The sequence below is a fragment of the Methylomonas stagni genome, from assembly GCF_050154735.1.
GTDB lineage: Bacteria > Pseudomonadota > Gammaproteobacteria > Methylococcales > Methylomonadaceae > Methylomonas > Methylomonas koyamae_A.
Map to the genome: position 1 here is coordinate 2,360,037 of NZ_CP189557.1, position 13,536 is coordinate 2,373,572.

Genomic DNA, 13,536 nt, shown 5'->3' on the forward strand with positions numbered 1-13,536 from the left:
ACTCAATGGGCGTGCGCGTCTTCTTCAAGCACGTGCTTGGTGATGTACCACTGTTGCAGGATCGACAAACTGTTGTTGCAAATCCAGTAAAGCACCAAGCCGGACGGGAAGAACAGGAAGAACACGGTGAACACGATAGGGAACATTTTCATCACCTGTGCCTGCAGCGGATCGATCGGCGCCGGATTCAGACTTTGCTGAATCTTCATCGTGATGCCGTAGACGATGGGCAGCAGGTAAAACGGGTCTTGCGCGGACAGGTCTTGTATCCACAGCGCGAAGTCGGCCTGGCGCAATTCGACGGTCTCGATCAGCACCCAGTACAGCGAAATGAACACCGGAATCTGTACCATGATCGGCAAGCAACCACCGAGCGGATTGACTTTCTCCTTCTTATACATCGCCATCATTTCGGTGTTGAAGCGCTGTCTGTCGTCGGCGTAACGCTCTTGCAAATCCTTCAGGCGCGGCTGAATCTTGCGCATTTTCGCCATCGATTGATAGCTGGCTTTCGACAGCTTGAAGAACAGCAGTTTGATGAACAGGGTCACGCCCATGATCGCCAGGCCCCAGTTGCCAATGTAGCCGTGGATTTCGTTGAGCAGCCAATAAATTGGCTTGGCGATGACGGTCAGCCAGCTGTAATCGACCGTCAGCTCCAGGCCGGGCGCCAAGGCTTCCATGACCGGTTGGATCTTGGGACCGACGAACAACTTGGTCTTGAACGAGCCTTCGCTATTGGGTTGAACGTTCACATCCGGCGAGTAGGAGCCGATCACGTAGCGCGCGTCGTTCAGCGCCTTGGTGTAGTAATGGTTTTCCTGATCCGCCGCCGGAATCCAGGCCGCCGCGAAGTAATGCTGAATGAATCCGCTCCAACCACCGGTCGCCGCCACGGCCAGGTTGTCTTCGGTCATTTCTTCGTACTTGACCTTCTTGAACTTCTCCTTGTCGGTATAAATCACGCCGCCCGAGTAGGTACGAATAAAATTGTTGTTGCTTTTATCGCTATGCTCTACGCGCAACAATTGCTCGTATTGGCGGCCGGACCACGCGGTCGCGGACTGGTTGACAATTTTTTGTTCGACGTCGACCGCGTAACTGCCGCGGCTGAAGGTAAAGGTTTTAACGACGCGCAGGCCTTGCTCGTTGGTCCAGGTCAGCGGCACGGTCAATTGGTCCTGACCGTCGGCCAAGGTATAGTCGGTGCGCTCGGCGCTGAATACCGCATGGTGATCGGGCGCGCTGGAAGAGTTCTGGTTGGCGACCAGACCGGTTTGGGCCAGGAACAGGTTTTCGGGATTGCTGTCGAACAGACGTATCGGGGCCAGATTTTTCTCGGGCGCGGGCAAGCCGATCAAAGCCCACGCTTTTTGGACGACGGTATTGGTTTTCTCATGCGGGTAATTCAGCAAATCCAGATTCCGTAGCGTACCGCCCTCGATGTCGATTTCCAACTCGTACACATCGGTTTTGACTTTGACGACCCGGTCCGCCGCGACGGCTTGAGCGGTCGGCTGGCCGGCCGGCGTTTGCGCCGCATCCGGGGATTGCTGAACGTTGCTCAGCCCGGCGTCGCCGGCAACAATGGGCTTGTCGGAAACGATCGCCCGCGGCTTGGGGCCATAATCGATCTGCCACGCCTCCCACAGCATGTAGGAGATCATCAACATCGCCATGACAAGTACAAATCTAATGTTATCCATTGTTATTACTCAAATTTTTCTGGGACAGGATCGATGCCACCCGGATGGAACGGGTGGCATTTCAATAATCGTCTAAGCGTGAGATATGAGCCTTTGGCGGCGCCGTGACGCTGGATCGCCTCCAAGCCATAACTTGAACAGGTGGGATAAAAACGGCATCTGGGCCCCAGTAACGGGCTTATGAAGTACTTGTAAACCTTGATCAGGGTTATGAGCAGGAATCGCATCGATTTACCAATTTAAGCCAATGCCTTTCCAAGGACTTCCTCAATACCGGCGAGGTTGCATTTGCTGCATCCCCCGAGCCAAAACAACGATATCTATGCTGACGATATGTTGACGCTGCAATCTAAAGCTTTCCCTGACAGCCCTTTTGATGCGGTTCCGCGCGACTGCTGTTTTTATTGTTTTTTTGCGATCGCCAAGCCCAAGCGCGCATGCGCCAGGCCGTTGAAAGTCGCCAATACCGTAAAGTATTTATCGGTCGACTTTACGGGATTGCTAAATACATTTTTATACTCGGCGGGCGTCCCTAACCGATACCGAGCGGGAAAACCGTGTTCTTGGGCCGACAATTAAACCGTCAGCGATGCGCGGCCTTTTGCTCTGCGCGCATTCAACACTTTGCGGCCGCCGACGGTAGCCATTCTGGCGCGGAAACCGTGAGTTCTGACGCGTTTGATTTTGCTGGGTTGGTAAGTTCTTTTCATAGTTATTGCCTCGGGATAAAACGGATAAAAAAGGCTGCGAATCATACGTGATGAAACGAACCACTGTCAATTTGCCGTGTCGGATTCCCAAACCATCCAAAATCGGCTACGCTCTTTTTGGTCTGTCACCATCAGCGACTCAGGGAGTCCAAATCATGAAAAACTTATCGTTCGCCGCAATCGCGGCTTCCGCGTTTGTATTGACGGCTTGCGCCACCGCGACCGGCTGGACGCCGACCGTGGATACTTATAACGACCCCAACGCCGCGCGGCTCAACCAGGACATGCAGGAGTGCCAGCAACTGGCTTCGCAATCGTCCCCGGCGGTAAAGGATACCGCAACCGGAGTCGCCGTGGGCGGTTTACTCGGCGCGGCCGGCGGCGCGGCGATCGGCGCGGTCACCGGTAACCCCGGCGCCGGCGCGGCGATCGGCGCGGCGGCGGGCGGCATCGGCGGCGGCGCGATGCAAGGCGTTCAGTCCGACGACCGTTACAAAAACGCTTACCGCAGCTGCCTGAGACAGCGCGGCCATAACGTCCTCAACTAAACCACTCGCTACTTGGAGGCTTACTTACCCGTTGTCGCCGTGGCCATCGGCGTCGTTCTGGCGTTCGATTACACCAACGGCTTCCACGACGCCTCCAACATCCTTTCCGGTGTCATCGCTTCCAGAGCGATGACACCGCTTCAGGCCATGTTATTGGTCGCTATCTTCGAATTTCTCGGCCCGTTGCTGGGCGGCACCGCCGTCGCCGATACCGTCGGTTCTTTGCTGGATTTGTCCGTGCCGCCGCGCCCGGTCGGCCTGACCGCCGTTCTGTCCGGATTGGCCGCGGCGGTGGCGTGGAATTTTTTCACCTGGTGGCGCGGACTACCGTCGTCATCCTCGCATGCGCTGGTAGGCGGCTTGATCGGTGCGGCCCTGGCCGCCTCCGAGCCGATCCCGATGGACTGGGGAATCGCAGCCCTCCTCCACGGCCGCATCCAAGGCTTCGCCAAGGTATTGCTGGCACTGTTTCTGTCGCCGTTCCTGGGTTTCGCGGTCGGATTCGCGCTGCAGCGCGCTACGATGTTCCTGCTGCGCGCCGCCCATCCGTCCATCAACCGCCGCCTGTGCCAAGCCCAATGGCTGACCGCCGCCGGCTTGGCGTTCTGCCACGGCGCCAACGATGCGCAAAAAAGCATGGGCATACTGACTCTGTTGCTGCTGCTCAGCGGACAAATCGCGACCTTTCAGGTGCCGGTGTGGGTGATGGCCGCTTGCGCGACCGCGATGACGGCCGGCGCCCTAACCGGCGGCTGGCGCATCGTCCGCACCTTAGGATTTGCGATCTATAAAATTCGGCCGATACACGCCTTGAACTCGCAACTGACCGCCTGCTCGGTGATTGCGGCTTGCTCGATGCTAGGAGCGCCGGTTTCGACCACTCACGTCGTCGCGTCAGCCATTACCGGCATCGGCGCCTCGGACCGGCCTAGACAGGTACGCTGGGGCAAGGCCGGCGAAATCGTGCTGGCCTGGTTGATCACGATTCCCGGCTCGGCGCTACTGGCCGCGTTGATCGGCCGACTCGCCCAACTCTAACCCTCTTACCGACATGTCCGACTCGCAAAACCGTTTAGCCGCGCGGCTGTTTCAGCGCATTTTTCCGAAAACCGCCGACTTCTACCTGTTACTGCACCAGCAATGCCAACAAGTGTGCATCACCGTGGACAATTTGGTCCGCTACATGAACGAGGAAAACCCGCAAGCCGACGAAATGCTGAAAAAGGACGAGCACGATGCCGACCGAATCCGAATGCGTAATTTGCACGAATTGAACAGTTCGTTTGCCACCCCGATAGACCGCGAAGACATTTACCGGGCCATCGCCGCGCTCGACAACATCGTGACCTATTGCAAGAGCACCTATAACGAGATGGAGGCTCTGCAATTGAATCCCGACGATTATTCGAAGGCGATGGTCGCGGAATTGCAGATCGGCATCAAAGCCCTCGAGCAGGGCTTCGCGGTATTGGGCAAGCGCCCGCGCGACGCCGAAACGCACGCGTTCGCCGCGCGTCATTCCGAACGCCGGGTCGAAAAGATGTACCGCAAAGCCATTGCCGAATTGTTTCAGGGCCAGGACTATCTGGACATGTTCAAGCGTCGCGAACTATACCGCCACCTGTCCAACGCCGCCGACCGGGTCCACGCGACCGCCAACATCCTCGAAGACATCATCGTCAAGCTGGGCTAACGCCCGCCTCCGCCAGCGCCGAAGCCGGAAATTTCCTGGCCTCGACGCCCGCCCGGCGCCCTGGGGCCGCCACAATTCGCCAGGCAACCATGCTACAATTCCGGCGGTTAGAATCGTGTTCAATTAATGAGGTTCACTTCGTGGCAAACATTAGCAGCCGAAAATCCGCAATGACTCTTTTTAGCTCGCCGAATTGCATCATGAGCCATTGCGCCCGCCTCGTTGTTCACGAAAAAGGCGTTCCCGCCGACATCGAATATTTCGATCCGACCGACCCGCCCGAAGACCTGCTGGAACTCAATCCGAACGGTAATGCCCCCACCTTCGTGGAGCGCGATCTGGTGCTGTACGACGCCCGCATCATCATGGAATATCTGGACGAGCGTTTTCCACACCCGGCCTTGCATCAAATGGACCCCGTCTCCCGCGCCAACGCCCGAATGCTGATCAAACGCATCGATCAGGATTGGTATCAAATGCTCGAGGAAGCGCAACTGCAAGGCGACAAACGCGCCGCCAAAGCCAAGAAAGTTCTTAGGGAAAGTCTGCTGGCGGCCGCGCCGGTTTTCGATGCCACCACCTATTTCATGGGCGAGGACTATTCGCTGATCGATTGCGCGATGGCGCCTTTTTTATGGCGCCTGGGCAGCGTCGGCATCGACATCAGCTCGCTAGGCAAGGGTATCACCGCTTACGCCAACCGGCTATTCGCGCGCAAGGCCTTTCAGGACAGCCTCAGCCACGACGAAAAAGAACTCATGCAAAGCCAAACCAAATGACGCCACTAAAACCCTACCTGATCCGCTCCATTTACGAATGGATTTTGGATAATAGTCTGACACCCCATCTATTGGTCAACGCCGAACACCCCGGCGTCGTGTTACCCACCGACTTCGTCGAGGACGGCCGCATCGTCCTGAATATTCGCCCCGAAGCCATACAAGGCTTGACCCTGGGTAACGAGGAAGTCCAGTTCAACGCCCGCTTTTCCGGCAAGGCCATGCACATTGTGGTACCCACCAAGGCGGTGCTGGCGATTTACGCGAAGGAAAACGGCAAGGGTATGGTCTTCGACCCGGAAGATCAAGACGACGAAACGCCGCCCAGCGCCCCTGAACCGACACCGCCGCAGCGTCCGCAATTGCGGGTTGTGAAATAGCATCCGGCCAAGCCGCGCTCGCCGCCCCGCGTTCCAGCAACGTCCGATAGTGCCGCGCCCCCTCGGAATTCGGGCGATTCGGCTAAAGACACGCTTAACACGGTGCGATAGAATGCCGGGCTAGTTTCGACGGGGAGCTGTGATGACGCACGACACGCCCAAAGTTTTTAGCGACGCCGAAATCGTCGAGCGTTTGCAACGCGAACTGCCGCATTGGTATTACGAAAACGGCTGGATACGCCGCAAGTACAAGACCTCCGGCTGGAAAGCGACATTGATGGTCGTCAACGCTGTCGGCCATTTGGCGGAAAAAGCCTGGCACCACCCGGACCTGACAGTTTCCTATGCGTTCGTGATCGTCAAACTGGTCACTCACGCCGCCAAGGGCGTTACCGACAAGGATTTCGCGCTGGCGAAAAAAATCGAGGACGTCGTGCAATGGGATGCCGCCGCCGAATCCGGCGGTATTTTCGAAGGTACGCCGGACGACCCGCGTTTCAAATACATTAAAAAAGACTGAGGACAGCACGATGACTGAAATCACCGAGGTACCCAGCCCGTTCTGCGGTATTGGCACCGACGACTTGGCGATCCGGGTGGATGGCTTAAGCTTGCAAGTAGCCGCTAACGGTTGCGCGGTCAACACGCCGGGCTTTGAGCAGCCGATCACCGACACCTCGCCGCGTGTTGGCGGCCAGGCTGTTGATCTAGATACAGCGGTTGCCAAGGCAGCGGCGCTGTTGCGCGACACCAAGCAACCGGTCATCGCCGGCTGCGCCACCGACGTGAACGGCATGCGCGGCTTGCTGGCCTTGGCCGACAAATCCGGCGCGGTAGTCGATAACGTCAATTTCCCGGCCGCCCGCCGTAACTTGTTGGCGCTGCAGGATTCCGGCTGGATGAATACCACGCTGGCCGAATTGAAAAACCGTTGTGACGTTCTGCTGATCGTCGGTACCGACCTCGAGGCGTTCGCGCCGCGCTTCTTCGAACGCTATTTGTGGAACGAACAATCCATGTTCCTCGACAACACCGCTAGCCGCGACGTGATTTACCTGGGTAAGGCACCGTCCGGCGACGCGTCGACCTCGCCCGCCGGCAAAACCGCGACCGTGCTGACTTGCGCCGACGCCGATCTTCCCGATGTCGTTGCCGTGCTGGCCGCGCTGATTAAAAAGCAACCCGTGCTCGCGCAAAACGTGGCCGGCATCGCTGTGACCGATCTGCAAGCAGTTGCCGACAAACTGAAAACCGCCCAATACGGCGTAATACTCTGGGGCGCCGCCGCGCTAGCCTACGACCACGCCGAATTGACTGTGCAAACCCTCTGCGGCATCGTCAAGGATATCAATCTGCAAGGCACCCGCTGCTCCGGCTTTCCGCTGGGCGGCCGCGAAGGCGATCAAACCGCCAACCAAGTCTGCGGCTGGACCACCGGTTATCCGGCGCGGGTCAATTTCGCCCGCGGCTACCCGGAATACGATCCGTTTCTATACGACAGCCAAGCCATGCTCGCCAACGGCGAAGCCGACGCCTTGATCTGGGTACACGCTTTCAATGTCAACGCCAAACCGCCAAGGACCACGTTACCGACCATCGTCATCGGCCGTTCCGGCATGACCTTCGAAAAAGAACCCGATGTGTTCATCCCCGTCGGCACACCCGGCATCGACCATGCCGGCCACGCTTACCGACTGGACAACGTGGTGGCGATTCGTCTGAAAAAACTGAGAGACTCCGGCCTGCCCAGCACCGCCGAGGTGCTGCAAGCCATTGAACAAGCCCTTTAGGATACCGACATGCTGATAAAACTCACAGGCGGCACCGTTTACGACCCGGCCAGCGGCGTAGCCGGCCAGCAACAAGACCTCTTTATTCAAGACGGCCGCATCGTCGATGCGCCAACAGACGGCCGGCCGGTCGATCAAGAATACGACTTGCGCGGCAAGGTGGTGATGTCCGGCGCGATCGACATGCACACGCACATCGGCGGCGGCAAGGGCAACATTGCCCGCACCCTGTTGCCGGAAGACCACCGCTTGGACCCGGTGCACCGCACCCCGGTCACCCGCTCCGGTAACGGTCATGCGATGCCCAGCACCTATGTCGCCGGCTACCGTTACGCCGAAATGGGTTACACCGCCTGTTTCGAACCGGCCGTGCTGCCGATCAACGCCCGCCAGGCGCACATGGAAATGGGCGACACGCCGATCGTCGATAAAGGCGGCTACGTGATGCTGGGCAGCGACGACTTTCTGCTGCGGATGCTGACCGCGAAAAAAGACCAAAAAGCCGTCAACGATTACGTGGCCTGGACCTTGAATGCGGCCAAAGGCATAGGCATCAAAGTCGTCAACGCCGGCGGCATCAACGCCTTCAAATTCAACCAGCGCAAACTGGATTTGGACGAGAAAAACAGCCATTACGACGTCACGCCACGGCAAATCCTGCAAACCCTGGCCCGCGCAGTCAAGGAACTGGGCATCACGCATCCACTGCATGTCCACGGTTGCAACCTAGGTGTACCCGGTAACCTGGAAACCACTTTGAACACGATTCAAGGCATCGAAGGCTTGCCGATGCACTTGACCCACATTCAGTTCCACAGCTACGGCACCGAAGGCGATTTCAAATTTTCGTCCGGCGCCGCGCAGATTGCCGAAGCGATCAACCAAAACAAAAACATCAGCGCCGACGTCGGTCAGATTCTGTTCGGCCAAACCGTCACCGCCTCCGGCGACAACATGCGCCAACACGCCAACCACCGCTTCGCCAGCCCCAACAAATGGGTGTGCATGGATATCGAATGCGATGCCGGCTGCGGCGTGGTGCCGTTTAAATACAAGGACCAAAACTTCGTCAATGCCCTGCAGTGGGCCATCGGTTTGGAAATCTTCCTGCTGGTCGAAGACCCGTGGCGGATATTCCTGACCACCGACCACCCCAACGGCGCGCCGTTCACCAGCTATCCGCATTTGATCCGCTTGCTGATGGACCGCAGCTTCCGCAACGACATGCTGGCGACGATACACCCGGAAGCGCAAAAAATGACCACGTTGGCTTCGATCGAACGCGAATACAGCTTGAGCGAAATCGCCATCATGACCCGCGCCGGCGCGGCGCGCATTATCGGCTTGAAAGACCGCGGCGCATTGAGCCCCGGCAACTTCGCAGACATCACCGTCTACACCGAAAACGCCGACCGCCAAGCGATGTTTACCAAGCCGGATTACGTGTTTAAGGACGGCGAACTGGTGGTCAGAGATGGCCAAGTCGTAAAAGTCACCTGGGGCACCACCCACATCGTCAAACCGGAATACGATCTGTCGATAGAAAACGAGTTGAAACCGTATTTCGATAAATACCTGACCATGAAACTGGGCAACTTTAAAATCAGCGACGACGAAATAAGCGAAGACGGACGCGGAAGTTTGACGGCGCATCCGTTGAGAGGTGCAGCATGATCATTAATGGCGTAACCATCGACAAAACCTTCGCCGAAGCCTTCCCGATGAAGGCGACGCGAGCCATCATCACCGCCCAGAACGAGAAATGGGCGATGATTTCCGCGCAAGCCATGACCGGCTTTGCCACCTCGGTGATTGCCTGCGGCTGCGAAGCCGGTATCGAACGGGTGTTAAGCCCGGACGAAACCCCGGACGGGCGCCCCGGCGTATCCATCATGATTTACGCGATGGGCGGTAAGGGCTTGGCCAAGCAATTGGAAACCCGCGCCGGCCAGTGCGTACTGACTTCACCGACATCCGCTCTGTTCGCCGGGATTGAAGGCGGCAAGCCGATTCCGTTGGGCAAAAATCTGCGCTTTTTCGGTGACGGCTTCCAGATTGCCAAGAAAATCGCCGGCAAGCGTTACTGGCGTGTACCGGTGATGGACGGCGAATTCCTGACCGAAGCCACCACCGGCATGGTCGATGCGGTCGGCGGCGGCAATTTTCTAGTATTGGCTGAATCGCAACCGCAAGCCTTGGCGGCTTGCGAAGCGGCGATCGACGCGATGAAAAAAACCCCCAACGTCATCATGCCCTTCCCCGGCGGCGTGGTGCGTTCCGGCTCCAAGGTCGGCTCCAAATACAAAGCCTTGAGTGCGTCGACCAACGATGCCTTCTGCCCGACCTTGAAGGGCGTGACCAAGACCGACCTGTCGCCGGAAATCGAGTCGGTGATGGAAATCGTCATCGACGGTTTGTCCAAAGAAGACATCGACAAGGCGATGCGGGTCGGCATTCAAGCGGTCTGCGAACTGGGCGCGGCCAACGGTATTAAGCGCATCAGCGCCGGCAACTATGGCGGCAAACTCGGCCCGTTCCACTTCCATCTACAGGAGATCATGGCATGACCACGTTGACCTTCACTCTGATCGAGACGCCACTGCCGGTGCAACGCGTAGATATGTCGCCGCTGGTCTGCCAAAAATTGGCCGGTTTGAGCCTGGACCAGATCGCCGCGATCGAATTGCAGTCCGGCAAACGCAAACTGCGGGTCGATCAATTGTTTCACATTAACGGCAGCAATCCCGACGACATCAGCATCGTCGGCAGTACCGACAAGCTGGATTTCATCGGTAAGGAACTCGCTAGCGGCAGCATCAGCGTGCAAGGCGACGCGGGCGCCTATCTGGGCATGCAGATGAAGGGCGGCACGATTTCGGTGATCGGCGATGTCGGCATTTACGCGGCTTGCGAAATGAAAAACGGTTTGATCCAGATCGAAGGCAATGCCGGCGATTTCGTTGGCGGCGCATTGCCCGGCAACAAGCAAGGCATGAAGGGCGGCACGGTTTTGGTCAAGGGCAACGTTGGCCAGCGTTGCGGGGACCATTTGCGCCGCGGCCAAATTCTCGTCGAAGGCGATGCCGGCGACTATTGCGGCTCCCGCATGGTGGCCGGCACGATCGCGGTGATGGGCAAGGTCGGCCGTTACGCCGGCTATGCAATGCGCAGAGGCACCTTGTTGCTGTGGAATCAACCGCAATTGCCGGCCACCTTCAATGATTGCGGCTCGCATACCCTGGCGTTTCTACCCATGTTATTCGCGTCGTTCAAAACCCTGAACTCCCGCTTTGCCGACAACGGCGTCGCTTTCAACCGGGTCAGACGCTTCGGCGGCGACATGGCGGAAACCGGACGCGGCGAAGTGTTGGTCAAGCTATAAAATCGCAGACTCCGAGCCGATTTCGTTCCTTGCCGGAGATATGGTTAGACCGCTGACTATTACCAACCACGACCGCGACAGTGCCGGGCTGAAATACGTGTATCCGGTGATGTCTCGGCGGGCGGGAGGGTTGTCGATAGGCATCAACTTCAATCCTAATAACGCATGCAACTGGCGTTGCGTGTATTGCCAAGTCCCCAACCTGAAACGCGGGGCCGCGCCCACCCTGGATTTCGAGGTACTCGAACGGGAATTGCGGGGCTTTTTGGAGTGGGTGTTACGTGGCGACTTTTTCGATGCTTACGATGTCGCCGCCGAACAGCGCGTCGTCAAGGACATTGCGATCTCCGGTAACGGCGAGCCAACCAGTCTAAAATCCTTCGACCGAGCCATCCGCCTAATAGGGGAAATCGGCCTGGAAAGCGACATATTGCCGACTGGCAACTTGGTATTGATCAGCAACGGCAGTCTGGTACATCAAAAACCTGTCCAAGCCGGACTGGCCGAATTGGCGAATTGCGGCGGCGAGCTTTGGTTCAAGCTGGACAGCGCCACTAGCGCTGGCCGAAACTTGCTGAACCACGCCAAATTGAGTCAAGCCAAACTGATCGAACATCTGCAAATCGCCAGCGATTTATGCCCAACCAAATTGCAAACCTGTATTTTGCATTATCGACAGGCTTGGTCAGACGCCGAAAAAGCCGCGTATTTGGCCTTGCTGGCGGCACTGAAATCCAGAAACATTAAAATCGCGAAAATACTGTTGTACAGTCTGGCCCGACCGTCGTTGCAACCGGAGGCAGGTGAGTTGAGAGGCGCAGATTTAAGTGAAATGACGCGTTTTGCCGCCGACATCGAAGCGCTGGGCTACGATGTCGGCGTCAGCCTTTAGGCCTTGACGTCGAGGAGCGCCCCGACCATTTTTTCGTGGGTTTTCAGTAATTTGACGCCTGCGGAATTCTCCAGCTCGGCTTCCTTCAAACTGACGATAGGTTTAAACAATTCGGTCGGCGCGATATCTTGCGAACCGCCGACTTCGTCTTTTTGGACAGGCAACGTAGCGATGGTTTGAGCGGCCGTGGCCGCTTTCTGCTGAGCGTTGCTGATCAGGTTGGTGGCACTATTCAGTACATTGCTAATCATGGCGTACCTCCTGCAAATCAAGTTTGCATCATACCGCTAGTCATAGCGGCCGGCTAGGCGGAAACTTGAATTTCCGGTGGTTTATCCAATGACGATCACAAAGTCAGCTACGGGACCTATCGAACAGTTTTTTGTAAACGTCCAGTAAAACCGGCAAGCCGTGCTGATTGAACAGCCGCCAAGCGTAACCGACCAACCGAATCAACCCGCTCATCGCGCGTTCCACCGCGCGGTCGCCACCCAGTTGCTTGAATTTGGCTTCGACAATCCTACTCCATTGCGGCTTGGGCTCGCCTTGGCTATCGACAAACACTTGGTTGTACGCCCACATTTCCAACACCGAAACCAACCACATAAACCCAAAAGAGATGGCCATGCCGGCACCGGCAAATATCACCAGCCAGGCAAACATCGGATTGAGCTTAGTCAACCACCACGACAAAATATCCACCAGCAGAAACACATAGGGCATGCCGATCGCGATCGACTTGTATTTCAGCGTACTGGTCTCGGAAAAGCTAAAGATTAGTCCGACCAACATAAAGATAAAGCTAATGCCGAACAAGTGGATATGCGACACCCTGGTCAGCGACGTGAACGTGGCGCCTTCGTCTTCCTTGGCCAATTCCTTTAAGACGTTGAAGTCGCTAAAGTCCGGCAGCGAAGCCTCTTTGTTGTGACACATCACACAGCGGCTCTCGATGATTTTATCGATACCGTCATCGACAAAATCATCCTTGTCGGCACCGTCCCGCACCCATTGGATGATGGCGAACCGCTCTTTCTCGGAGGCATTGTCCTTCATCGAGCCGTTCAATTTCGTCTCCAGCATCGTGCCGGACCGATTCCCGTAGTAACTATAAACGATGTCGTCTATCGACAAGCCGAACTTGCCGTCGGCCAAACCGTGCGTAAACAGAATCTGGATCAGCGCGACCAGATAACCCACCGCGACCGTTGTCAAATAACCGGTAAACAACACCTTAACGGGGATATCCAACTGCCTTAACGTAGAAAATTCGCGGGCCATGCGGTCCTCCGGGAGAAGTGAAGCTTTATTATAACTGTGTTAAAACTCGAGATTTTGAAATAGACTATTAACGATTGACAAAAAAAAGGCCCTTGCGAACAAGAGCCTGTTTCGATTCTTCCGAAACTGAATTATTTCGGCTGAACGTTGGCGGCAGTCAGGCCTTTGGGACCGGATTCAATTTCAAATTCCACCGATTGCCCAGGGGACAGAGTCTTAAACCCTTCGCCCAAGATCACCGAATGGTGGACGAAAACATCTTCCTTACCTTCGGAAGGCTCGATAAACCCAAACCCTTTGGTGTTGTTGAACCACTTTACAGTGCCTGTTGCCATACAAAAACTCCTACGAATTAAAACCAAAATTTACCCGAAC

General features: G+C 56.7%; 17 protein-coding genes and 1 pseudogene. 11 read left to right on the plus strand and 7 right to left on the minus strand.

Going from position 1 to position 13,536, the window contains the following annotated elements:
• Window positions 1-2 precede the first annotated feature (2 nt).
• The 4 genes and pseudogenes from yidC to rpmH all read right to left on the minus strand — a co-directional run bounded on the left by yidC (window position 3) and on the right by rpmH (window position 2,416).
• Window positions 3-1,706 carry a membrane protein insertase YidC gene (yidC, locus tag ACP4CD_RS11020; protein ID WP_426994580.1) on the minus strand — a complete coding sequence of 568 codons (1,704 nt, stop codon included), beginning with the start codon at window positions 1,704-1,706 and terminating at the stop codon, window positions 3-5.
• Window positions 1,707-1,711: 5 nt separating this feature from the next.
• Complete coding sequence (gene yidD / locus ACP4CD_RS11025; RefSeq protein ID WP_082885318.1) at window positions 1,712-1,933, minus strand: membrane protein insertion efficiency factor YidD; 222 nt, start codon at window positions 1,931-1,933, stop codon at window positions 1,712-1,714.
• A pseudogene (rnpA, locus tag ACP4CD_RS11030) lies at window positions 1,915-2,281 on the minus strand (ribonuclease P protein component). Before rnpA ends, yidD begins: the two are co-directional and overlap by 19 nt.
• On the minus strand, window positions 2,282-2,416 hold the full coding sequence (rpmH, locus tag ACP4CD_RS11035) for a 50S ribosomal protein L34 (protein ID WP_064024743.1): 135 nt from the start codon (window positions 2,414-2,416) through the stop codon (window positions 2,282-2,284). It lies immediately after the preceding pseudogene.
• Window positions 2,417-2,571: 155 nt separating this feature from the next.
• On the opposite strand from rpmH, the gene ACP4CD_RS11040 reads away from it, so the two are divergent.
• The 11 genes from ACP4CD_RS11040 (at window position 2,572) to ACP4CD_RS11090 (ending at window position 11,880) form a co-directional block, all read left to right on the plus strand.
• Window positions 2,572-2,964, plus strand: a complete 393-nt coding sequence (locus tag ACP4CD_RS11040) for a glycine zipper family protein (protein ID WP_064024741.1) — start codon at window positions 2,572-2,574, stop codon at window positions 2,962-2,964.
• A 39-nt stretch (window positions 2,965-3,003) separates the two neighbouring features.
• On the plus strand, window positions 3,004-4,002 hold the full coding sequence (locus ACP4CD_RS11045; RefSeq protein ID WP_426994581.1) for an inorganic phosphate transporter: 999 nt from the start codon (window positions 3,004-3,006) through the stop codon (window positions 4,000-4,002).
• Window positions 4,003-4,015: 13 nt separating this feature from the next.
• A complete protein-coding gene (locus tag ACP4CD_RS11050) occupies window positions 4,016-4,657 on the plus strand; it encodes a DUF47 domain-containing protein (protein WP_064024739.1) in 642 nt (213 codons plus the stop codon).
• Window positions 4,658-4,827: 170 nt separating this feature from the next.
• A complete protein-coding gene (locus ACP4CD_RS11055; RefSeq protein WP_197471694.1) occupies window positions 4,828-5,436 on the plus strand; it encodes a glutathione S-transferase N-terminal domain-containing protein in 609 nt (202 codons plus the stop codon).
• On the plus strand, window positions 5,433-5,816 hold the full coding sequence (locus tag ACP4CD_RS11060; RefSeq protein WP_064024737.1) for a ClpXP protease specificity-enhancing factor: 384 nt from the start codon (window positions 5,433-5,435) through the stop codon (window positions 5,814-5,816). The genes ACP4CD_RS11055 and ACP4CD_RS11060 overlap by 4 nt, the downstream gene beginning before the upstream one ends.
• Window positions 5,817-5,958: 142 nt before the next feature.
• On the plus strand, window positions 5,959-6,336 hold the full coding sequence (locus ACP4CD_RS11065; protein WP_281022557.1) for a 4a-hydroxytetrahydrobiopterin dehydratase: 378 nt from the start codon (window positions 5,959-5,961) through the stop codon (window positions 6,334-6,336).
• Between the two features lie 10 nt (window positions 6,337-6,346).
• Window positions 6,347-7,606, plus strand: coding sequence for a formylmethanofuran dehydrogenase subunit B (locus tag ACP4CD_RS11070; protein ID WP_426994582.1), 1,260 nt, complete (start codon window positions 6,347-6,349; stop codon window positions 7,604-7,606).
• 9 nt (window positions 7,607-7,615) lie between these two features.
• Window positions 7,616-9,280 (plus strand): formylmethanofuran dehydrogenase subunit A, encoded by a 1,665-nt coding sequence (locus ACP4CD_RS11075; protein WP_426994583.1) that lies wholly within the window; start codon window positions 7,616-7,618, stop codon window positions 9,278-9,280.
• A complete protein-coding gene (fhcD, locus tag ACP4CD_RS11080) occupies window positions 9,277-10,173 on the plus strand; it encodes a formylmethanofuran--tetrahydromethanopterin N-formyltransferase (RefSeq protein WP_426994584.1) in 897 nt (298 codons plus the stop codon). Before ACP4CD_RS11075 ends, fhcD begins: the two co-directional genes overlap by 4 nt.
• The gene (locus tag ACP4CD_RS11085) at window positions 10,170-10,988 is read left to right on the plus strand and encodes a formylmethanofuran dehydrogenase subunit C (RefSeq protein WP_426994585.1); all 819 of its coding nucleotides are present in this window, start codon (window positions 10,170-10,172) and stop codon (window positions 10,986-10,988) included. Before fhcD ends, ACP4CD_RS11085 begins: the two co-directional genes overlap by 4 nt.
• 40 nt (window positions 10,989-11,028) lie before the next feature.
• Window positions 11,029-11,880 carry a radical SAM protein gene (locus tag ACP4CD_RS11090; protein WP_426994586.1) on the plus strand — a complete coding sequence of 284 codons (852 nt, stop codon included), beginning with the start codon at window positions 11,029-11,031 and terminating at the stop codon, window positions 11,878-11,880.
• Here ACP4CD_RS11090 and ACP4CD_RS11095 read toward each other — a convergent pair.
• The 3 genes from ACP4CD_RS11095 to ACP4CD_RS11105 form a co-directional block, all read right to left on the minus strand.
• Window positions 11,877-12,131, minus strand: a complete 255-nt coding sequence (locus tag ACP4CD_RS11095) for a hypothetical protein (RefSeq protein ID WP_071157281.1) — start codon at window positions 12,129-12,131, stop codon at window positions 11,877-11,879. The genes ACP4CD_RS11090 and ACP4CD_RS11095 overlap by 4 nt on opposite strands.
• A gap of 103 nt (window positions 12,132-12,234) precedes the next feature.
• Complete coding sequence (locus ACP4CD_RS11100; protein ID WP_064030982.1) at window positions 12,235-13,161, minus strand: hypothetical protein; 927 nt, start codon at window positions 13,159-13,161, stop codon at window positions 12,235-12,237.
• A 131-nt stretch (window positions 13,162-13,292) separates the two neighbouring features.
• A complete protein-coding gene (locus ACP4CD_RS11105; RefSeq protein WP_064030983.1) occupies window positions 13,293-13,496 on the minus strand; it encodes a cold-shock protein in 204 nt (67 codons plus the stop codon).
• Between the last annotated feature and the right edge of the window lie 40 nt (window positions 13,497-13,536).

What these genes read in the sequence shown, in the direction of transcription:
- yidC (WP_426994580.1), bottom strand. Translation starts at nt 1,706, where the DNA reads ATGGATAACATTAGATTTGTACTTGTCATGGCGATGTTGATGATCTCC.
- yidD (WP_082885318.1), bottom strand. Translation starts at nt 1,933, where the DNA reads ATGCGATTCCTGCTCATAACCCTGATCAAGGTTTACAAGTACTTCATA.
- rpmH (WP_064024743.1), bottom strand. Translation starts at nt 2,416, where the DNA reads ATGAAAAGAACTTACCAACCCAGCAAAATCAAACGCGTCAGAACTCAC.
- ACP4CD_RS11040 (WP_064024741.1), top strand. Translation starts at nt 2,572, where the DNA reads ATGAAAAACTTATCGTTCGCCGCAATCGCGGCTTCCGCGTTTGTATTG.
- ACP4CD_RS11050 (WP_064024739.1), top strand. Translation starts at nt 4,016, where the DNA reads ATGTCCGACTCGCAAAACCGTTTAGCCGCGCGGCTGTTTCAGCGCATT.
- ACP4CD_RS11055 (WP_197471694.1), top strand. Translation starts at nt 4,828, where the DNA reads ATGACTCTTTTTAGCTCGCCGAATTGCATCATGAGCCATTGCGCCCGC.
- ACP4CD_RS11060 (WP_064024737.1), top strand. Translation starts at nt 5,433, where the DNA reads ATGACGCCACTAAAACCCTACCTGATCCGCTCCATTTACGAATGGATT.
- ACP4CD_RS11065 (WP_281022557.1), top strand. Translation starts at nt 5,959, where the DNA reads ATGACGCACGACACGCCCAAAGTTTTTAGCGACGCCGAAATCGTCGAG.
- ACP4CD_RS11070 (WP_426994582.1), top strand. Translation starts at nt 6,347, where the DNA reads ATGACTGAAATCACCGAGGTACCCAGCCCGTTCTGCGGTATTGGCACC.
- ACP4CD_RS11075 (WP_426994583.1), top strand. Translation starts at nt 7,616, where the DNA reads ATGCTGATAAAACTCACAGGCGGCACCGTTTACGACCCGGCCAGCGGC.
- fhcD (WP_426994584.1), top strand. Translation starts at nt 9,277, where the DNA reads ATGATCATTAATGGCGTAACCATCGACAAAACCTTCGCCGAAGCCTTC.
- ACP4CD_RS11085 (WP_426994585.1), top strand. Translation starts at nt 10,170, where the DNA reads ATGACCACGTTGACCTTCACTCTGATCGAGACGCCACTGCCGGTGCAA.
- ACP4CD_RS11090 (WP_426994586.1), top strand. Translation starts at nt 11,029, where the DNA reads ATGGTTAGACCGCTGACTATTACCAACCACGACCGCGACAGTGCCGGG.
- ACP4CD_RS11095 (WP_071157281.1), bottom strand. Translation starts at nt 12,131, where the DNA reads ATGATTAGCAATGTACTGAATAGTGCCACCAACCTGATCAGCAACGCT.
- ACP4CD_RS11100 (WP_064030982.1), bottom strand. Translation starts at nt 13,161, where the DNA reads ATGGCCCGCGAATTTTCTACGTTAAGGCAGTTGGATATCCCCGTTAAG.
- ACP4CD_RS11105 (WP_064030983.1), bottom strand. Translation starts at nt 13,496, where the DNA reads ATGGCAACAGGCACTGTAAAGTGGTTCAACAACACCAAAGGGTTTGGG.